The organism is Promicromonospora sp. NPDC019610 (genome assembly GCF_044389365.1).
In the GTDB taxonomy this organism is placed as follows: Bacteria; Actinomycetota; Actinomycetes; order Actinomycetales; family Cellulomonadaceae; genus Promicromonospora.
In genome coordinates, this window is sequence record NZ_JBIRXX010000002.1 from 533,568 (window position 1) to 553,105 (window position 19,538).

Annotated in this window: 18 protein-coding genes and 1 tRNA gene; 6 read left to right on the forward strand and 13 right to left on the reverse strand. The window is 71.8% G+C overall.

All coding sequences use genetic code 11. The annotated features are described in order from the left end of the window. Positions 1-12: 12 nt before the first annotated feature. The 3 genes from ACH45N_RS13915 to ACH45N_RS13925 form a co-directional block, all read right to left on the reverse strand. Positions 13-1,179: an aminotransferase class I/II-fold pyridoxal phosphate-dependent enzyme gene (locus ACH45N_RS13915; RefSeq protein WP_397394752.1), complete on the reverse strand. Its 1,167-nt coding sequence runs from the start codon at positions 1,177-1,179 to the stop codon at positions 13-15. Between the two features lie 117 nt (positions 1,180-1,296). Continuing rightward, positions 1,297-1,749: a hypothetical protein gene (locus tag ACH45N_RS13920; RefSeq protein WP_397394754.1), complete on the reverse strand. Its 453-nt coding sequence runs from the start codon at positions 1,747-1,749 to the stop codon at positions 1,297-1,299. A gap of 43 nt (positions 1,750-1,792) precedes the next feature. Further along, a complete protein-coding gene (locus ACH45N_RS13925) occupies positions 1,793-2,227 on the reverse strand; it encodes a hypothetical protein (RefSeq protein WP_397394756.1) in 435 nt (144 codons plus the stop codon). 126 nt (positions 2,228-2,353) lie between these two features. Here ACH45N_RS13925 and ACH45N_RS13930 point away from each other — a divergent pair, with 126 nt between their 5' ends. After that, on the forward strand, positions 2,354-3,232 hold the full coding sequence (locus ACH45N_RS13930) for a DUF427 domain-containing protein (RefSeq protein WP_397394758.1): 879 nt from the start codon (positions 2,354-2,356) through the stop codon (positions 3,230-3,232). 74 nt (positions 3,233-3,306) lie between these two features. Next, entirely contained in the window at positions 3,307-4,053 is a 747-nt protein-coding gene (locus tag ACH45N_RS13935; protein WP_397394760.1) for a phosphotransferase family protein, read from the forward strand. Here the strand turns inward: ACH45N_RS13935 and ACH45N_RS13940 are convergent. Continuing rightward, positions 4,028-4,942 (reverse strand): helix-turn-helix transcriptional regulator, encoded by a 915-nt coding sequence (locus tag ACH45N_RS13940; protein ID WP_397394762.1) that lies wholly within the window; start codon positions 4,940-4,942, stop codon positions 4,028-4,030. The two genes, ACH45N_RS13935 and ACH45N_RS13940, sit on opposite strands and share 26 nt — an antisense overlap. A gap of 101 nt (positions 4,943-5,043) precedes the next feature. Here ACH45N_RS13940 and ACH45N_RS13945 point away from each other — a divergent pair, with 101 nt between their 5' ends. Together ACH45N_RS13945 and ACH45N_RS13950 are read left to right on the forward strand one after the other, a co-directional pair. Beyond that, positions 5,044-5,970 carry an SDR family NAD(P)-dependent oxidoreductase gene (locus ACH45N_RS13945; RefSeq protein WP_397394764.1) on the forward strand — a complete coding sequence of 309 codons (927 nt, stop codon included), beginning with the start codon at positions 5,044-5,046 and terminating at the stop codon, positions 5,968-5,970. A gap of 174 nt (positions 5,971-6,144) precedes the next feature. Next, a tRNA-Leu gene (locus ACH45N_RS13950) sits at positions 6,145-6,229 on the forward strand. On the opposite strand, the gene ACH45N_RS13955 is transcribed toward ACH45N_RS13950, so the two are convergent. The 4 genes from ACH45N_RS13955 to ACH45N_RS13970 form a co-directional block, all read right to left on the reverse strand. After that, complete coding sequence (locus ACH45N_RS13955; RefSeq protein WP_397394766.1) at positions 6,194-6,571, reverse strand: hypothetical protein; 378 nt, start codon at positions 6,569-6,571, stop codon at positions 6,194-6,196. The genes ACH45N_RS13950 and ACH45N_RS13955 overlap by 36 nt on opposite strands. A gap of 480 nt (positions 6,572-7,051) precedes the next feature. Continuing rightward, positions 7,052-10,450, reverse strand: coding sequence for an ALF repeat-containing protein (locus ACH45N_RS13960; protein WP_397394768.1), 3,399 nt, complete (start codon positions 10,448-10,450; stop codon positions 7,052-7,054). A 58-nt stretch (positions 10,451-10,508) separates the two neighbouring features. Further along, entirely contained in the window at positions 10,509-11,036 is a 528-nt protein-coding gene (locus ACH45N_RS13965) for a hypothetical protein (RefSeq protein WP_397394770.1), read from the reverse strand. A 99-nt stretch (positions 11,037-11,135) separates the two neighbouring features. Next, positions 11,136-13,001: a S1 family peptidase gene (locus tag ACH45N_RS13970; protein ID WP_397394772.1), complete on the reverse strand. Its 1,866-nt coding sequence runs from the start codon at positions 12,999-13,001 to the stop codon at positions 11,136-11,138. A 279-nt stretch (positions 13,002-13,280) separates the two neighbouring features. Between ACH45N_RS13970 and ACH45N_RS13975 the strand changes: the two genes are divergently transcribed. Together ACH45N_RS13975 and ACH45N_RS13980 are read left to right on the forward strand one after the other, a co-directional pair. After that, a complete protein-coding gene (locus ACH45N_RS13975) occupies positions 13,281-13,550 on the forward strand; it encodes a four-helix bundle copper-binding protein (protein ID WP_397394774.1) in 270 nt (89 codons plus the stop codon). A 347-nt stretch (positions 13,551-13,897) separates the two neighbouring features. Further along, positions 13,898-14,569: a Type 1 glutamine amidotransferase-like domain-containing protein gene (locus ACH45N_RS13980; protein ID WP_397394776.1), complete on the forward strand. Its 672-nt coding sequence runs from the start codon at positions 13,898-13,900 to the stop codon at positions 14,567-14,569. A gap of 438 nt (positions 14,570-15,007) precedes the next feature. Here ACH45N_RS13980 and ACH45N_RS13985 read toward each other — a convergent pair whose 3' ends face one another. From ACH45N_RS13985 to ACH45N_RS14005, 5 genes are all read right to left on the reverse strand, one after another. Continuing rightward, positions 15,008-15,841, reverse strand: coding sequence for an alpha/beta fold hydrolase (locus ACH45N_RS13985; RefSeq protein WP_397394778.1), 834 nt, complete (start codon positions 15,839-15,841; stop codon positions 15,008-15,010). A gap of 65 nt (positions 15,842-15,906) precedes the next feature. Then, positions 15,907-16,713: an alpha/beta hydrolase gene (locus ACH45N_RS13990; protein ID WP_397394780.1), complete on the reverse strand. Its 807-nt coding sequence runs from the start codon at positions 16,711-16,713 to the stop codon at positions 15,907-15,909. Between the two features lie 190 nt (positions 16,714-16,903). Continuing rightward, positions 16,904-17,392: a winged helix-turn-helix transcriptional regulator gene (locus tag ACH45N_RS13995; protein WP_397394782.1), complete on the reverse strand. Its 489-nt coding sequence runs from the start codon at positions 17,390-17,392 to the stop codon at positions 16,904-16,906. An 80-nt stretch (positions 17,393-17,472) separates the two neighbouring features. Further along, positions 17,473-17,820, reverse strand: coding sequence for a UBP-type zinc finger domain-containing protein (locus ACH45N_RS14000; protein WP_397394784.1), 348 nt, complete (start codon positions 17,818-17,820; stop codon positions 17,473-17,475). 16 nt (positions 17,821-17,836) lie between these two features. Then, positions 17,837-19,525: an FAD-dependent oxidoreductase gene (locus ACH45N_RS14005; protein ID WP_397394786.1), complete on the reverse strand. Its 1,689-nt coding sequence runs from the start codon at positions 19,523-19,525 to the stop codon at positions 17,837-17,839. Positions 19,526-19,538: the final 13 nt, after the last annotated feature.

The following is a 19,538-nucleotide window of genomic DNA, read 5'->3' on the forward strand; positions in this document are numbered from 1 at the left end:
GGGGACGGGCGCTCAGCGCGGCGCGAGCTCGCGCAGGGCCGGCAGTGCCCGCTCCAGCATGGCTGCGGTCCCGGTGAGGCTGATCCGGAAGTGCCCGGCCCGGTCGAAGACGGTGCCGGGCAGCACGAACACGCCCCGCCCGGCGAGCGCCGTGACGAACGCCGGCGCGTCGCCGCCCGGCGCGGCGCTCCACAGGTAGAACGTGCCCTCGGGCACGGTGAGGTCGTAGCCCGCCGCGCCGAGCGCGGCGACCATGAGGTCGCGACGCCGCTGCAGCTCGCCGACATCGATCGAGACCGTCTCCAGGGCCGGCACCGCGTACTGCATGAGGGCGTCGGGGAAGGTCCAGCCGAGGCCCATCTGCAGGGGCAGCAGGGCGGCGCGCAGCTCGGTGCGCACGTCGTCGGGGATCAGGGGCGAGAACGCGAGGTAGCCGAGGCGTTGGCCCGGCGCGAGCAGGACCTTGCCGTAGCTGTAGTCGACCAGCGTCCACGGGTAGCACTCGGCCGGGCTCGTGAAGCCGATGCCGTCGAACCGGATCCGGCGGTACGGCTCGTCGGACAGCAGCCAGATGCGGCGGCCGGCGCGGGCCGACGCCGCCTCCAGCAGTGCGGCGAGCTCGACCAGCCGGTCCCGGGTGTACACGCGGCCCGTGGGGTTCGCGGGCGAGTTGACGACGACGACACGCGTCCGCGGCGTGATCGCCCGTCCGATGGCCTCGATGTCCAGGTCGAACCCGTCGGCGGTCAGCGGCGCGCGCACCGGCACCAGGTTCGCCGCGCGCAGCATCGGCGTGTAGAACCAGCCGGGCTCGGGGAACACCACCTCGTCCCCGGCGTCGGCCACGAGCCGGAACGCGAGCGCGATGGCGCCGAACGCGCCCTGCGTCATGGCCACGTCGTCCGCGTCGAACGGGAGGCCGAGCTCGCCGCGCAGCCCCTCCGCGATCGTCTCCCGGGCGGGGGCCAGGCTCGACTTGTAGGCGAACCAGTCCGTGGCGCGAGGTTCGAGGTTCGCCCGTAGCGCGTCGACCAGCCCCCGCAGCGGCATCTCGTGCGGGTCACCGAACGCCAGGTCGACGACGCCGGCCTGCCGGTCCATCGTGCGCAACGACTGGAAGAAGGACGTGACGGGCGCGATGGCGTCCTGCGCTGCTCTGGCCCGGTCGGACAGCTCCATGCCGCGGCTCCTCTCGCGAGATGCGGCCGCCCCCCGATGTTCCTCATGATGCCCCCGAACCGCCGGGCGCACACGGCGTGCCGCTCGGCGTGTCGCGCGGCGTGGCGGGCCCCTGACCTACCGGCGCCGGTCCAGCTCACCGGGCAGCAGCGCGAACGTCCGCTCGTGCGCGGCGCGGGCGTGGCGGGTCATGTACCCGGCCACCGGCCAGGGCGCGGTGACCTCGGTCGTCTCCGTGAGCCGGGCGCCGCCGACCGACGCCGTCGCCCGGGTGACCGTGCGCAGCGTGCAGCCCGGCGCGGCCCGCACGGACGACGTCAGCACGTCGTCGCCGGCGCGCACCATGCGGGCGGGGAAGCGGATCGTGTACCGCAGCGGCCCGAGCCGGGGCCGCTCGACGACCTGCCAGTCCCGCCAGGGCCCGGCCGGGCCGGCGCCGTCCGCGACGACGTCGGCCGACACCAGGTAGGGGTGCAGGCCGCGGTGCCGGGTGAGGTCCGCCAGGAAGTCGATCGCGGCGCGCGGGCCGACCGGGACGGACGTGCTGAGCTCGAACCTGAGGGTGGTCACGGCAGGATTGTGGCGCACGCCCCGGGGCCGGTCACGCGCGACGTCACGCCCGGCGCAGGTCGTCGTACGTGGCCAGGGGCACCAGCCCCGACGCCGCCGCGGCGATGTCGCGGTCGCCCGCCACCAGCACGTCGGCCTGCAGGGTGGCGACGGCGAGGTACTCCGCCTGGCCGGTGTCGTGCCAGCCGAGCTGCCGGGCGACCTTCCACGCCGTCGCGCGCGAGACCCGGTCGCCGAGCAGCCGGACCTTGAGCGTCGCCACCCGTTCGAGCAGCGCCCGTGCCGTCTTCTCGTCGAGGAGTCCCGCGTCGGCGTCGCGATAGAGGATCGACATGGCGTGGCTGCGCAGCGCCGCCGGCGCGACCAGCGGCCGGTGGGCGCCCGCGCCGGGGTCCTCGCGCACCAGGCGCAGCGCCGTGACGGCGTCGATCGCGAACCGCGTCCTCCGGCTGGCGCCGTCCTGGTCCGGTCTGTTCATGGGTCCAGGAAACACCCGACCGCCGACACACGTCCGGCGGGGCGCCTCCGGCGCCCGGTGCGCCGTGTCCGGTGTCCCGCTCGGACGGTCACGGATCCGGGTGCTCGCCGGTCGTGTGCAGGAGTGGTGCGCGAGATCCCCCGGACGGCGGCGGACCGCGACGGACGACGAGAGGTGGCGGACGCGATGAGCGACATCGTGCAGCGGGAGACCGTGCGCAGGGACGCGGGACAGGACGAGATCGTGCGCGGCGCGGTGGTGATCCGGCCGGGCACGGCCGAGCCCGGCTCGGTGCGGATACGCGCCTACAAGGCGGGCGTGCTGGTCGCGGACGCCGACCCGCCGCTGCTGGTCTGGGAGCACCGGTTCTACCCCCAGTACTTCTTCGCCCCCGTCGAGCTGCGGGTCGGGCTGCGGCCCGCGGGAACCGGTCGCCGGTCCAGGAGCCTCGGGCCCGGCGAGCTGTTCGACGTCGTCGTGCCCGACGGCGTGGGGGAGACGGTGCTCGCGGGCGCCGCCCAGCGCTACCCGCAGGCCCCGGTGGTGGCCCTCCGTGACGCGGTGACGCTGGACTGGTCGGCCCTCGACACCTGGCTCGCCGAGGAGGAGGTGATCCACACCCATGCCCGCGACCCGTACGTGCGGGTGGACGCGATGCCGTCGAACCGGCACGTCCGGGTGGTGGCGGGCGGGGAGGTGGTCGCCGAGTCGCGCCGGCCGGTCGTCCTGGTCCAGACCGGGCAGCCGCCGCGGTACTACCTGCCGCAGGTCGACGTCCGGATGGACCTGCTCACGCCCACCGACACGGTGAGCTACTGCGCGTACAAGGGCACGGCGGCGTACTGGACGCTCGACGTCGCCGGCCTGCGGCTGCGCGACGTCGTCTGGGGCTACGACACCCCGCTGCGGGAGGGACTGCGGATCGCCGGCATGGTCTGCTTCTGGCAGGAGAAGAACGCGGACCTGGAGGTCTGGGTCGACGGGGTGCGGGTGGGCCGGCCGTAGGGCGCGTTCCGCCGCGGCGCCGTCGACAGGAAAAACCGGCGAGATCGGCGCCCGGTTCCGCCAGGATGGCCGCCATGGACGAGGTGGAGGTCGTCGTCGCCCACAGCCAGCGTGCGACGCTGCGCGTGGGCGACGTGTTCCTGAAGGTGGACGGCGACCGTGAGCACGCGGACGTCGAGATCCGGGCGATGGCCCTGGCACCGGTGCCGACTCCGGCGATCCTGTGGCACGAGCCGCCCGTGCTCGCGATCGCCGCCGTGCCCGGGACGGCGCTCGGCGTGCTCGGCGAGCCGTCCCCGGCGTCGCCGGCGGCCTGGGCCGCGGCGGGCGCCGCGATCCGGACGCTGCACGACGCGCCGCTGCCGCCGTGGGAGGGGCGCAGGCTCGACGACGTCGCGGCGGAGCTGGAGCGCGAGTGCGCGTGGCTGCTCGACAACGCCGTCCTGCCCGCCGAGGTGATCCGGCGCAACCGCGAGATCGCGCAGGGGGCGCTCCGGCCCTGGCAGCCGGCGTTCGTCCACGGCGACCTGCAGATCACCCACGTGTTCGTCGACGGCGACGAGGTCACCGGCGTCATCGACTGGTCCGAGGCCGCGCCGGGCGACGCCATGTTCGACCTCGCCATCCTGACCCTGGGGCACGAGGAACGCCTGGACGACCTGCTCGCCGGCTACGGCCCGGGCGCGGACCGGGACGTGATCCGGGCCTGGTGGTCGCTGCGCAGCCTGACGGCGGCGCGCTGGCTGGTCGAGCACGGCTTCGACCCGGACGCCCCGGGGTGCGAGTTCGACGTGCTCAGGTCCCGGATGCGGGAACCGTAGGGGTGGCGGGGCCGCGGGTCTCCTGGACGCGCGATGCCTGATCGCTCGATGCCTGATCGGTCATGGCCTGGTTGCCGAGGACGATCGCGAGCGCCAGCCGCTCCGCGTCCTCGGTGCCGGGCTCGCAGGAGTAGACCATGATCCGCAGGTCGTCCCCGGCGACGACGAGCGTGTCGCAGTCGATCCGGATGCGACCCACCTCGGGGTGGTCGACCGTCTTCAGCTTCGCCGGTGCCTCCTGCGCGGTCAGGTCGATCGCCTCCCAGAGGCGCACGAACTCGGCGCTGCGCGCCCGGAGGTCTCCCACGAGCCGGCGGAGGCGCGGGTCCGCGGGGTACCGCGTGGCGGTCAGCCGCAGGTCGGCCACCAGGTTCGCCACCAGGTCGGCCTCCTCCTGCGGCGAGTGGACCACGCGCGACGCGGGCCCGAGCAGGTGCCGCCAGACCGCGTTGCGCTCCGGCCCGCGCCACGCGGTGGTCCGGCCCATGAGGGCGTCGTAGGCGGCGTTGGCGGTCACGAGGTTCCACATGGCGTCGAAGATGACCACGGGATGCCCGTCGAACCGGTCGAGCATCCGCTGCACGCTCGGGGTGATGCGGGTGGACACCAGGCCGCGCCCCGGCGCGGTCAGGCCGGCGAGCCGGAACAGCAGCTCGCGCTCGGGCTCGCTGAGCCGGAGCCCCCGGGCGAGCGCCTCCACGACCTGGTCCGACGGCGCGGTGGCACGCCCCTGCTCCAGCCGCGTGAGGTAGTCGACGGAGATGCCGGCGAGCTGGGCCAGCTCCTCGCGGCGCAGCCCCGCGGCGCGCCGGCGGGTGCCGACCGGTATCCCGGCGGCGTCGGGCGAGACGCGGTCGCGCCAGTGTCGTATCGCTGGTCCGAGCTCCATCGCTCCAGTCTGCGCCCCGGCCGCGCGGTTGTGGTGGCCCTGCCGGTCCTACGACAACCCGACGACTGCCCCGCGCTGTCCGGCCGACCCACGATGGCGGCATGACAACCTCGACCACCGGAACCGTGCTCATCACCGGACCGACGGGCGGCCTCGGCCGGTCCGCGGTGCTGGCCATGGCAAGCCGCGGCCCGCAGCACCGTCCCGACCTGCTCCTCGTGGGGCGGCCCGGCCCACGGCTCGACGCGATCACCGCGGAGGCCCGGGCAGCGGGCGCCACCGCCCACGCCATCGGGGCCGACCTGGCCAGCCTGGCCGACGTCCGCGCGGCCGGGCAGGAGGCCGTACGCCTCCTGGCCGACGGCCAAGTGCGGCCGTTGCGCGCGGTCATTGGCAACGCGGGGGTGTCCGTGGCGGACACCCGCACGGCGTCCGCGGACGGGTACGAGCTGACCTTCGCGGTCAACCACCTGGCGCACGCCCAGCTCGTGCGCGGGGTGGCCGGCGCACTCGCGGCGCCCGCCCGGATCGTGCTGCTCGGTTCCAACACGTACTACCTGAACACCCCGCGCCGTCTGCTCGGTGTGCCGCCCGCCGAGTGGCGCGACCCGCTGGACCTCGCGCGCCCGGCGGACGCCGGTGCGGAGCCCGACACCCGGGACGCGGGCGTCGCCTACTCGAACTCGAAGCTCGCCATCCTCTACTACGCGCACGAGCTGCAGCGACGCCTGCCCGACGGCGTCGGCGTGTCGGTCTTCGAGCCGGGGTTCATGCCCGGCAGCGGCCTCTCGCGCGAGCACGGTCCCGCGCTGCAACGGGTGGGTCGCGCGGTCGGGCGCATTCCCGGCGTCTCCACCCCGGAGCGGTCCGGCCCGCTGCTGGCGGCCGTGGCGCTCGACGAGCGCTGGGCGCACTTGCGCGACGGCGCGTTCGTGGTCAAGACGGCCGAGCGCGAGGTCGAACCGTTCGCGCGGGACCGGGCACGTGAGGCGCGGTTGTGGGAGGCGACGGAGCAGCTCCTGGGCTGATGCGCGGGCTGGGTGGCCCGGTCCGGGCCGCCCGGCCTGGCGTCCGGGCTGGTCCCGGGCGGCCCGTCGCGAGAGCGGCCCAGGTCACACGCTTTTCGATTCGGACCCGACCCGTTCTGCGTGCTATGTTTTTCCACGCACCGGGAAGGCGGAAACGCCGAGAACGGGTCACCTGTCCGGGTGGCGGAATGGCAGACGCGCTAGCTTGAGGTGCTAGTGCCCTTTATCGGGCGTGGGGGTTCAAGTCCCCCTCCGGACACTTTTTCTCTGGCGTGACCAGGGACGACACGTTGAGAACGACCCGCGACGCTGCGGCGTCGAACCGAACGCCGAGTGCCTCGTAGAGGTCTCGGCGTTCTTCGTCTGTAGCGCGTCCCAGGACGTTGAGCGATCCGCCCACGATCTGTAGGTCTTCGGCCAGTTGCTTGACGTCGATCGACTCGCCCGGGGCCTGCAGGTCATCGAGCTGGCGCTGGAGTGCATTGAGCTCCGCCTCCTTCGTGACGAGCGCGGACGTGACGGCCTCAGAGGTCAGGCCGCTCGCAAGGGTCCGGACGAGGTTCTCGATCTCCTTCTTCGTCTCGGCGATCTGCCTGTGCACGGACTGCCACGCCGTCACCCACTTCGGGTTCGCGCAGGTACGCGGCCTGGAAGACGCCGCCTATGTCCACCTCATGGCGGTCACCGGCATGGACCAGGCCCAGGCCCAGGCCCAGGCCCCGTCACGTCGAGGGCGCGTTTGCCCTGTGGCGGGAGCGTTCGGCGCGGACCTGGGGCTGGACCTGTCGATGCTCGCCGACGCCGGGGTGACCCTCCAGCGCCCCACGGGACCCGAGCTATGGAGGGCAAGGTCTTGCGTAGCGCCAGGTAGACCGCTCGCACGGTGAGCACGCGCTCGCCCTCGTCGATGATAGGGGCGAAGAACTGCCGCCGGTGGTCCGAATCAGTCACCGACGTGACGGCGAAGTACATGCTGGCGAACCCGGCGCGCACAGCTGCGCCGGCCAGCCTCACGCGTCCCCGCCCGGCTAGCGGGGACGCGTGAGGCGCGGTCAGAAGCGATCGCAGGCTCTGCCGCCGGTCACCACCCGATCCAGCCCTTGACAACGCCGTAGGCGTCCGAACCCGCACCGGCGATCTTCTCACCTGACTCGATGATGAACTTGTCGGTCTCGGCGTCCGCGGGGAACTTCTTGATGACGTACTTGACCGGCTTCGCGATCTTGCCCAGGACGAGACCGATCGTGTTGTCAAACACCGCGTCCCGGAACTCGGTGCTCTCCCAGCCGTAGCCGAAGCCCGCCGTGACCATGCTCGCCAGTCCTGTCACCAGCGACACGATGCCGGCGACGCCGGCGATCACCTCCATGACCGCGCCACCGATGAGAGTGCCGGACAGGGCAATCGCTCCAATCTGTGCGACGACCGCCAGCGCGCCGGAGGCGACGCTGATGTGCCCCAGGGCCTTGGACCAGTCCTTGAGGTCGGTGAAGTCCTTCGGCAGGAGGCCGAGGGCGATCGTGTCGCCGGTGACGTCTTCGGAGTTCTCCTCGTCGTCGACCGGGTCGGTGCCCTCGTTCTCGTGCTGCCTGCGCTTTGCCGCGGCGGCCGCGGCAGCGGTTGCCGCCTCTGCCTTCGCCAGGTTGACCGCGATCTGTTGGGCCTCGCTCGCCGCGGTGGCTGCGGCCGCGGCGTCGTGCCCCGCCTGGATGGCCGACGCTCGGGCCGAGGTCGCCGAGGATTGGGCGCTCATCGCGTAGCCGACCGCCCGGGAGGCCGACGCGGTCGCCGTCTTCGCGGAGTAGTTGGCCCGGCGAGCAGCGGCTCGGGCCGACACGGCGGCCTGTTCCGCACGTGCTGCTGACTGCTCGGCGGAGCTGGCGGAGGCATCGGCGGCGTTCGCCTCATCGATCGCCTGCTGGGCCGAGTCGGCCGCGTCGGCAGCGTATCCCGCGGCCCGGCTCGCCCAGTTCTGCGCCTCCTCGGCAGCGTTGCGGGCGACCGCGGCGGCCTGGGACGCGCGAGCGGCCTGCTCGAGCGCCCTGGCGGCGACCTGGCCGGCGTGCGCAACGGCCGCGCGGATCGCGCTCACGTGGGTGGCGTAGTCCTGGTCCAGCCAGGCGGTGTCGTGCTGCCCCTTCGACACGAAGCCACGGCGCATGCTCGCCGAGCCCTCGAGGACGATGCTCGCTGCCGCTCTGGTGTAAGGGCCGCCCTCGGCGAGCAGACGGAACGCCGTCACGTTGTCGTCTTCCTTGACCGCGTCGAGCAGCCCGGACCGCACGAACCGATGCAGTGCCTCGGCGGACCCGTCGGCGAGTGCTGCATCCGCCGCGCGCCGCACCGCAGTACCCGGGTCCTCGCCCAGGATGCGGAAGACCAGCACCCGGTTGTTCTCCTCGGCTGCCTCGATGGCCGCTCCGCTGAGGAACGCCTCGACGGTGGCGTGATCGTCGCTCTCTAGTGCCGTGGCGGCCGCCTCGGCGACGTCCGCGATCGTCATGGCGGCGACCGCGGCCACGGTCTCCCGGTCGTCCTGTCGCTGCGCGACCAGGCGGTCGGTGTCGATCCAGCTGAGCACATCCTCGTCGGTACCGGAGAGCGCGAACTCCGCGGCCGACCTCGTCCAGCTGCCCGATGTGCTGCCGACGAGTTGCGTCGCGGCCGCGCGAGCGGATGCGACCGCCTCGGCGGACCGGCCCTCGGCCAGGCTCCTCTCCGCGGTGGCGACCAGGGTCCTGATTTCCTCGGTGGTCTGCGCCGCCTGGGTCTGCTGGCGGTCGACCTGTTCGGCCGCAGCCGTCTCTTCGGCGGCCAGCTCGCGGGCGAGCTCGATGCCGAGCCGGGTGTCCTCCTCCAGCCGGGCGGTCTCGGCGGCTCGGGCTGCCTCCTCCACCTCACGCGCCTCGTCGACGGCTGCCACGGCGAGGTTCGCCGCGGTGACCGCGTGCTGCGCGGCCTGGGTGGAACGGTTGGCGTAGTCGACCGCCTCACCGGCGTGGTCGGCGGCCTCGTCGGCGGCGTCTGCCGCAGCCTCGGCGTGGGCGGCAGCGCTGTTGGCGGCGTCGCGCGCTCGTCCTGCTGCTGCCCGTGCCCGATCGGCCAGGGTGCGCGACGTGTTCGCCGCCGCAGTGGCACGAGCCGCGGCCGCGTCGGCGACCGCGGCGGCCTGACGAGCCTCGGCGGCCTCGCTCTGTGCGACCCCGGCGAGCTCGGCGGCCTCTGCGGCGGCGGCTGCCGAGGCCGCCGCGTTGACTGCCGCGGAGGCGGCCGCACTACCGGCGGTCGACGCCTTCTCGCTGGCGACCATCGCCCAGGCAGAAGCCTGTGCGGCGGCCCGGGCCTTGGCTGCGGCGTCCCGTGCCGCCTGAGCTGCCTGCCGGGCGGCGGACGCCTTGCCGGCGTCCTTCGACGCCGCGATGGCGGCGTTGTACGCGGCGGCCGCCGCCCTGCCCGCTCCCGCGGTGGCGGCCGCCGCGGCCTGCGATGCGTATGCCGCCCGCCGTGCCGCCTCCTGGGCGACACGGGATGCCGAGACCGCCGTCCTCGCCGCGTCCGCCGCGCCCTTCGCCGCTCGCCCGGCGGCGGTGGCCGCCTTGGCCGCGCGTCGGACGTCCGCACCGGCAGCCCGGGCCTCGTCCCGCGCGACGAGCGCCGCCTCCTTGGCCTGGGCGGCGGCGTCCACCGCCGAGGCGGAGTACGAGACGGCCTGGTCGGTGTACAGGGACGCGCGCTTGCCCTCCCGCTCGACGATGGCGACGAGCTGCGTGATCGTCGCGCTCTCCTCGTCCCGTGCGCGGGCGATGTGCTGGCCCGACTTGAGGAACCACTGCAGGGCCTCGGCCGACCCGTCGTCGAGCGCACGCTCGGCGTACACCACTACCTGAGGTGAGCCGGACGACAGGATGCGGAACACCTCGACCCGGTCGTCCTCGACCTGCGCGGTGTACTGCCCGTCCGCGAGGAACGCCTTCAGGGAGTCGAGGGTGTTCGTGTTCAGGGCGTTGGTCGCCGCCCGCTTGACGGCGGTGCCGCCGTTGTTCAGCACCGAGTAGACATCGGCCCGCAGGTCGTCGCCGGCCGGGCCGTGGAACCCGTCCCGGAAGAACGCGCTGCGTGCGGCGGCGTCGCCGGACAACGCCGTGTTGATCGCGGCCGTGGTGCCCCGTCCCGCATAGGGCAGCGTGGCGAACAACGAGAACGTGTTGTCCTCGTCGATCGCGGCGGCCAGTCGGTTGCCCAGGAAGTCGGCGATGTCTGCGTCCGAGCCGGCCAAGGCCGGGGCGGCCTCCCGCTTCACCGCCTTGCCGCCGGTCTTGTAGGCCCAGACGGCACGGCCCCGGGCCGTGTCGGGCAGCCCGGAGTCAGCGGGCAGCGGGTCCGCCACCGCCGGCGGAGCGCACGTCAGGGAGGCCCCGACCGGCACCAGGGAGAGCGCCGCGGCACCGCCGATCACGTGCAGCACCGAACGCCGGGTCAAGGGTGTCTGTGTCCATCTGTGTGGCATGCGAACGTCCCCTTCCGAGGGAGTCTTGGGCTCAGCGCGCAAGGCGGATCTCGACGAGGGTGGACTCGACACCCACCTCCGGGTCGGTCTCACCGAGCGCCTCGGAGGACTCCGGCGGGACGTCGTAAGTCACCGACGCGCCGCCGTCCGACGGTGTCAGGGTCAGCTCCGCGTCGAAGTCGCCCGTCTGGGTGCCGTAGACCGACGGCATCTCGAGGGTCAGGTACCCGGTGCTCCCGGACAGCCGGAAGCACACGTAGCCCCCGTCGGCACCACGCTGCGCCAGCCGCAGCACATCAGGGTCTCCTGTGACGCAGTCGGTCAGGAGCAGGTGCCCGTCACCGCGTTTGAGGACGAGACCCCGCTCCTCGAGGATCCGGTCGGCGCCGGGATAGCTGAAGTCCTCCACGGCCACCGGCGGCAGCTCCTCGGCCGCGATCCCCGTCTGGGTGGCGTCGGCGTTCGCCGAGAAGGCGAAGAGGGCTCCGACCACCAACGCGGCGGCGGCCAGCACCCCGGCCACGACCCGTGGCACGGGCCGGTTCATCGTGACGTTCATTCGTCTCTCCTTGCAGGTCAAGAGGCCGGTCAAGAGGTCTGGGTCCGGGTGGTGCGGCGGAGTCTGGTCACGCCGCACCACCCGGAGTCTGGGGTGGGCCTACCAGCGCCCGTTGAACAGGCCGGTGCCGACCTGGATGTTCTTGAACCCGGTGGTGGTCACGGTCTTGCTGTACGTCAGCGTGATCCTCCCGGTGGCGCCGACGGCGACCTCCGGATTGACGTACAGGCTGCTGTCAGCGCTCGGCGTCGCCGCCATCGCCGGCAGCGTGTCGGCGGTCGCACCGTCCGCGGTGAAGCCCTGGACGAGCACCTCGCCGCTGGCACGCACCGCCAGCACCACGCGGCGCTGGCCGTCGACACCCACCCTCGGCTGCGCCGCGCGGAGCGACGACAGCGTGATCGGGCCGGGGGTGCCGCCCGCGGTGAACGACCGGAACGCCACCTGGTCAGTCCCGTTCTCGTTGGTGTCCCAGGCCACGGCGAAGTGCCCGTCGTAGTTCGCCGCGATGCTCACGTCCGCCTGCACGCCCGTCCGGTTCGTGTTGACGACGTAACCAGGCAGCACCTCGGCCCCGCTCGGGGCAAAGCCACGCACCGCGACGTCCACGTCGCCGTTCACGTTGTAGTCCCGGTCCCAGGCGACGATCGCGTTGCCGTTCGCGCCCATGGCGACGTCGGGGTTGCGGCTGCTGCCGTTGGTGCTGACCTGCTTGTCCCAGGCCATCCCGGAGCCCACGCTGTTGAAGTAGGCCACCCGCACCGTGTTGGTGTCCGTGGACCCGTAGTAGCCGTACTCGTAGGCGACGGCGAAGCCGAGGCCGTCGGGGTCGATGGCGATCCGCGGCGTGATCATCTGCCGGGTCATGGCGGTGTTGACGTCCTGGTCGCCGTTCTGGGTGCCGGAGGAGTCGAACGACTTCACCCGCGCCTCGGACGTCCCGTCCCCGTCGTAGTCGGCCATGAACGCCACGATCGCCGTGCCGTCGTTCCGGATGCCGACGTCGGCGTGCCGGAACCTCCAGTTCGTCGGCTCGTCGTAGACCGTGACGGCCTTCGTGAACTTGGTGACGCCGTTCTGGTAGACCTTCAGCCACACCCGCGAGTGCAGGTCGTCGGCCGGGTCGGCGCCGTCGTCCCCGGTCCACACCACCGCCGTCCAGGTGCCGTTGTGCGAGACGGCGACCGAGGAGTTGTTCTGGTGGACCGTGGAAGTGCTGTGCGCGGCCGACCACGTGACCGGGTAGTGGTTCGCCACCAGGTCCAGGGCCCAGTCACGCACGTCAGTGACCATCGTTGCCACGGCCCCGGTCCGCGTGTCGGCGGGGTTCGCGCCGAAGCACCCGGCCTGCCAGGACCGGCTGCTCACCGCGACGAGGGAGACCTCCCCGGACACGGTGCGCAGCAGCGGTCCGCCGGCATCCCCGGCGCAGACCGCTGCGCCGCTCTGACCGGTCAGGGCGACGTCGCCGCCGGTCACTGCGTCGACGGCGAACTGTCCCGCCTTCAGGTGCAGCGGCGCCCACTCGGTGGCCGTGCGCCCGTAGCCGAGCGCCGTGAACGTGTTGCCCGCGGCGGGCGCGGTCACGCCGAGCGTGACGGGCGCCACGCCCGTGACCGGCATCTCGAGCCGGGCCATCATCAGGTCGCGGGACTCGTGCGGGACGAGCTCGACCACTGTGCGGACGGCACCGGTGGTCGTGGTCAGGTCCGGGCGTCCGACGGTCGCCGTCACCGGCTGCGCCGGCTTGCCCGACGGCGGGTCGCCCGCGCCGGGCGTCGCTTCGAAGCAGCTCGCGGCCGTGAGAACCCAGCCCGGTGAGACCAGCGCGCCGCTGCACGCCCGGGTGCTGTCCCCGGTGCCGATGTCCAGCCGGACGGCAAACCCGTGGTCCGCCGACGGTCCCACCACCGCGCCTGCCGGCGCGGCGGCCGCCACGGCCACCGCGAGCGCTGACACCACCACCGTCGTCGTTCGTAACGTCCTGCTCAACCGGTGCGCGACACTCGCACCGAGCCCGCGCGCGGGGATCTTCGGTCTCATTCTCTTCCTCGGTCCCGGGGGACCCGCCGCGGACGTGTCCCGGCGGGCACGATGCTGACGCATCGCCGGTGCAGAGGATGCACGGGACGGCGGGCCGTGGGTTGCAGCAACCTGCAATGCCCACGCCCGGACCTGGGACGGCGCCGCGAGCGACCGGGTGAAACCTGGCCAGCCCCGGACCTACGGCGAAGAGCCGTCAAGATGCTTGAGACCTGCCCGAAGTCGATGAATCTGGATCTTGCGCTGCTGGCGCGGGCGATCGAGACGGTCGTCGAGTGCTCTCAGGTGTGTTCAGCGTGCGCGGACGCCTGCCTCAGCGGCGCGCTGCTGGAGGCCTGCATCGCTGCGTGCAAGGCATGCGGCGACGAGTGCGAGCAGCACGCCGGCATGCATGACCATCGCCGGGTGTGTGCCGAGGCGTGCCGTGCCTGCGAGGCGGTTTGCAGGGAACTGCTGAGCACCCTTCGTTGAGCATCACCTTGGCGGTCCCGGTTCCAGGCGGCTCTGCGGGCGACCGCGAGGGTGTTGTGCGCCCAGGCCTACGAAGCATTGGCGGAAGTTCAGCCCGCCGGGGCCCGCGGGCTGCCGGTTCCAAGGCCCTCCGTGCGCGCGACGACGGGCTTGGAACACCGATTCGTCGAGGTATTCCGGGCTGGTTCGGTGCGCCCGTCGCCGCTGAGCTGTCAGGTCCATACCGCGGTGCGTGCGCCGCCACGACAAGCAGCAGGCGCACCCGTGCAGCCTGCGGCACCGATGATTCTCCCGACGCCCGGCGGTCTACGACTCGTTGGCCCTCTCGTCGCTCGAAGGAGACATCCGTGAAGCTGCTTCTCACCTCCGCTGGTGTCAAGAACGCGAGCATCCACGACGCGCTGCTCGGGCTGCTCGGTCGGCCGGTTGCCGAGTGTGACGCTCTCTGTATCCCCACCGCGCTGTACGGGCACCCCCAGGTCGGGCCGGGAGTCGGGGCATGGAACTTCATCTCCGGACACTCCGCCGAGCCCATGACTGGACTCGGGTGGAGGTCGGTCGGGGTGCTGGAGCTGACCGCCCTGCCCACGATCGACCGCGAGCGCTGGGTCCCCAGGGTTCGTGCCGCGGACGTCCTGCTGGTCGCGGGCGGTGACGCTCTGTACCTGAATCACTGGATGCGAGAGTCCGGCCTCGCCGATCTCCTGCCGTCGCTCACCGATACGGTCTACGTGGGGATGAGCGCGGGCAGCATGGTGATGACGCCCCGCATCGGGCAGTACTTCGTCGAGTGGACGCCGCCTGCGGGCGGAGACGCCACGCTGGGTGTCGTCGACTTCTCGATCTTCCCGCACGTCGACCACCCGATGCTGCCGGACAACACGATGGCGGCAACCGAGCGGTGGGCGGCCGACATCGACGGTCCGGCGTACGCGATCGACGATGACACTGCCGTCGTCGTGGCGGACGGCAGTGTCGAGGTCGTCTCGGAGGGGACCTGGAAGCTGCTGGGCGGCTAGTGGGGCCCCGGTGACTGTTGCACGGACAGGTGACCCCTGATGCGTCGGGCCGAGCGTCGTTGATTCGACGGTGGCGTACACCACGCCTGGCCGCAGTACGCTTTGGCCTGCGGGTCGGGTGCGCGACGCTAGCAACGGTGACAATCCAGCAGGGTGTGCTTCCCATCGGGCGCTGAGGCGCGAGAAACCACAACTGTCCAGCAGCCTCCGGGGTCGAATGCTCCAGTGCGATCGTCGGTGCCTGTCAGGGTCGTGGTTCGGGAGTTCGATCCCGAAGCTGCCCGGGTGCGCATCGCTGATTGTCTTGGACGAGGCTGGGTCCACTGATCTGTGCGTCGGGACGCTCAGACGTCCGCGCTTGTGGCAATGAAATGATGGGCCCGACGGCGGCCCCGTCAGGAGGCCTGCCGCCGGGCTGTGATTGCCGCCTCCGCCGGGTCAGCGGGTGGCGCTGTCTGCCCGGAGGATCGTTGCGGTGACGACGTCGGGGCGGGCGATCATGGCCAGGTGGCCGGTACCGACCGTCGTGATCTTGGCGCCGGCGCGCTCTGCCATGAACCGCTGCAGGTCCGGGGAGACGATGTGGTCATTGGTACCCAGGACGTACCAGGACGGGAGCGACTTCCAGGCAGGCTGGCCCGAGGGCTCGGCAAGGGCTGCTGCGGCGATCGGGCGCTGCGAGGCCAGGAGCCGGGCCTGTGTGAGGCGGGGCAGCCCGTTGGCGAAGGCCTCGGGGAAGACGGCGTCCTTGAGGTACAGGTCCACGTCGCCCTCGGGCGCGCCCGGGTTGGCCACGACGTCGAAAAGCTGGGTCGCGTCGATGGGGCCCTGTCGGCCGAGGAGATCGGTGAGGCTCTCCCCGGCGTCCGGGACGAAAGCGTCGATGTAGACCAGGGCCTTGACGTCGGGGTCGGTCAGGGCGGCGTCCGTGATGACCGCGCCGCCGTAGGAGTGGCCGACCAGGATGACCGGCCCGTCGATGCGCTGCTGGAGGTAGGCGGCTAGCGCCGCGGAGTCCGAGCTGAGCGAGCGCAGGGGGTTGGCGAACTCGAGCACGGGGTAGCCCGCGACGTGCAGTGCCGTCTGGACGCCGTCAAAGCCGCCGGCGTCGGCCCATGCGCCGTGCACGAGGACCACGGTCGGCTTGGGTGCGGTGTCGCGGGCCGTCGGGGTCTGGGCGGTGGCGAGCCCGCCGCCGCCCATCAGCAGCATGACAAGGGTGAGGGTCGCGAGCACCGACTTGCGTGGTGAGCGACGGAAGATGCTTCTCATTGTTCTCTCCGAGCTATGAGGTCTTGATCGGGATGTGCGCCGTGTGGAGCAGGCCTGCGCCGAGGTCAGGCAGCGACGTGGTGCGTGAGCGCCCAGTCGAGGGTGTAGACAGCGACCTGCTTCCACTTCGAGTCGAAGACCAGCGAGTGGCCGCGGTCGGCGAAGACCTTGTAGTCGGTCACGGCCGGCGTGTCGTACAGCTCGAACTCCTGCCGGGTGACGGCCTCGGGGACGGTGTGGTCCTTGCCGCCGCCGATGATCAGCAGCGGGCCGCGGTCGGCCAGCTTGGTGTCCACCTCGGCGGGGGACCGGGGCGTCTTGTTGGCCTCGGTGGCTTCGAACAGGGGCCGGCCCGGTCCGGGGATGGTCCACTTGGCGAACAGCTCGTCCGACTCGGTGCGGGAGATCGCGTTGCCGAACCCGAATCGGAACTGGCTTCGTGTCAGGGCGACGGTCCGGGCGCGGTTCTTCTTGCTCTTGACGACTGGGAGCGCCGAGCGGATCTGGGCGAAGGGGAGCTTGGTGACGCCCTTGACGGGGCCCGGGTCCACGGCGACGGCCTGTGAGGCGAGTCCGCGGGCGAGGAGCTTCTGTGCGACGACCCCACCGAAGGAGTGGCCGATGACCAGGGGGGCTTCGGGCAGCTGATCGATCAGCTGGGCATAGTGATCGGTGACGCGGTCGAGGCCGACGTCGTTGAGCATCGCCGGGTTCTGGTGCGTTGATTCGGGCGTTGCGCTCTGGCCGGGCCATCCTTCGACGACAGGGGTGAAGCCGGCCTGCTCGTACAGGTTGGCCCACGGTCCCCAGGAAGAGCTGTGGATCCAGAGACCCGGGATGAAGAGCACGGTTCGTGGTGCGGTGGCCGACATGCGGGTTCCTCTGATCAGTGGCGGAGTCTGACTTGCAAAATGCAAGTTACCCCTCCGGGTTCCCGATGTCCACCCCCGCGCCCGGTCGGTCCGCAGCGCAGGAAACCCCGCGCGCGGCGTGGATCTGTGCCGGGCGCGGGGTTTGGTCGCTTGTGTTTCTCCCGCTGCGGTTCGCTGCGGGTTTGGGGAGCTAGTTGGCCTGAAGCTGCCAGGCCGGGTTCGGGGTGATCGCCACGCGGTCGGCCTTTATCGGCGATCCGTCAAGGTCGCGAGGGCCGACCGCTAGCCTTTTGCCGGTGACGGCGTCGTTGGCTCGCACCGGCCCTCCGTGCAGGACGTGGTCCGACCCCCACTGCATCAGGGCCAGCACGAGGGGCAGCAGCGCGTTGCCGTGCTCGGTCAGGACGTACTCGTTCCTGGTGCGTTTGCGCGGCTCCCGGTAAGGACGTGGTTCCAGGACGCTGTTCTCGACCAGTAGCTTGAGCCGGGTCGAGACCACCGCCGTGGTCAGCCGGGTGTGTGTGACGAAATCGTCGAACCGTGTGGTGCCGTAGAAGGCTTCTCGAACGATCAGCAGAGTTGGGCGCGAGCCGATGACGCTCGCCGCATTGTCGATGGGGCACAGCCTTCCACGCCAGTCGCCCTCATCGGTGAGTGTGCTGCTCAGGTGCATCGCCATGTCGCGACACTACCTCTGACTTGCCGCGCACTAGTCAGGAGTGGTGATCCTTGCGGCGCCACGCGCGTGGCGCGGCGGACCTACGGATGCAGCAGGGACTCCCAGTTGTCGGGAACCCGGCTCGCGGGGCCAGGTACCGGCTGGTCGAGCGGGTGGTGGCGGGGTGTCGCGAGCCGAGGACCCTGTGCGTACTCCTGTGCGGAGTAGTCCCAGAACCAGTCCTCGCCCGGTTCGTAGCTCTGGATGATGGAGTGGCCCGTCGTCTCGGCGTGTCGGGTGGCATGTTGCGAGGGGGAGTTGTCGCAGCAGCCGATGTGTCCGCACTGTGCGCATCGCCGGAGGTGCAGCCACCACCCGTCGTCGTGGTCGCACTCGAGGCAGCCCGCGCCGCTGGGCGTGGCGGTGGGATCGATTCCGGTGCTTGTCATGGGGATGGTCTCCTCGTCAGCCGGTCGGGGTGGTGGTGAGCGAATGGGCAGGGGTGTCGTGGGCGAGCGCAGCGTGTGCCGACGCGACGGCACTAGCGCCCTCTCCGACGGCTGCGGCCACTCGTTTCATCGAACCATGGCGCACGTCGCCGACGGCGAACAGGCGTGGTGAGCTGGTCTCGAACGGTAGGGGGCGCCGGCCCAGCTCGGACCAGGCGGGTCCGAGGTGGTCGCCTGCCACGTCGGAGTCGGTGTAGACGAATCCGTTCTCGTCCTGGGCGGCGACGTCGAGCCATTCCGAGGCCGGCGCTGCGCCGATGAAGCAGAACAGCGCGGAGGCCGGCTGCTCGCGAGCGACCTTGCCGGAGGTGAGGGTGTAGTCCACCGCGGTGAGGAACGTGGTGCCGTGGAGGGCGGTGACCTGAGTGCCGGTGCGGACCGTGATGGCTGGGGTGGCCAGGATCCGGTCCACGAGATAGGCGGACATGCCGGAACGGATGTCGGTGCCACGGATCACGAGGTCGACCGTGCATCCCTTGGACGCGAGAAAGATCGCCGCTTGCCCGGCTGAGTTTGCGCCGCCGACCACCGCGACGGGCAGGCCGGCCAGCCGCCGCGTCTCGAGCTCGGTGGCGGCGTAGTAGATGCCCGCCCCTTCGAAGTCGTGCCATCGGTCGATCGGGAGGGTGCGGTAGCGCGCTCCGGTGGCGGCGATGATGACGCGAGCCGCGATCCGGGCGCCGTCGTGCAGCGTGATCGTGTAGCCCGTGGCCGTGCGGATGACCGAGTCGACCTGGCACGGGCTGTAGACGCTGGCGCCGAACTTCAGTGCCTGGACGTGGGCGCGGCCGAGCAGGTCGCGTCCGCTGAGCCCCTCAGGAAACCCGAGATAGTTCTCGATCCTGGAGCTGGCTGCTGCCTGCCCGCCTGGTCCGACGGCGTCCAGGACCGTCGTCGTCAGTCCTTCGGATGCGCCGTACACGGTCGCGGCGAGACCGGCGGGCCCGGCGCCGACCACGACCAGGTCCACCGACGTGTCCTGGTCGTTGATGCGGTAGGTGAGCCCGAGGCGTTCGGCGAGCAGTCCCGGGGTGGCCTGGCCGATCACGCCTGCCGTCGTGATCGCCAGGGGCAGGTCGGAGGAGCCGGCCTCGACCTCGGCCATCGCGGAGACTCCCTCAGGGGAGCGGGAGTGGATCCAATGGTGGGGGAGGTCGAGGCGGGCGGCGTACGTGCGCAGCGCGAGCCCGGCTGCGGTCCGGTCGTCGCCGATGAGATTCAGTGAGCGTGCGGCGCTGGCCTGCAGCTCGCGTCGACGGGCCATGAAGGTCGACAACAGGATCGCGGACAGCTCCGTGTCGGCGGACATCAGTCGGCGCAGCTCGTGCGGGTTGATGCGGTAGATCGTGCCGGCGGCTGTCATCCGGGCGGTGAGGTAGACGGCCTGCCTGCTCAGCAGGCTCAGCTCGCCCAGGATGCCGCCGGCCCCCTCGCGGGCGACCACCTGCGGTGGTGTGCCATCCATGCCCTCGCGCACCACTTCCGCACGTCCCGACTCAACCAGGACGAGGTCGTAGCCGGTCTGCCCGGGCCGGTAGAGAATCTGTCCGGCGGCTGCTCGGTGAGGCGTGCCGTAGGTCTTCAACCGCTCCAGCTGCTCGGAGGTGAACCGGGCCGAGGTGTGGTCGGCAGGGGAGTTCGTCATCGTCTCGCTCCTC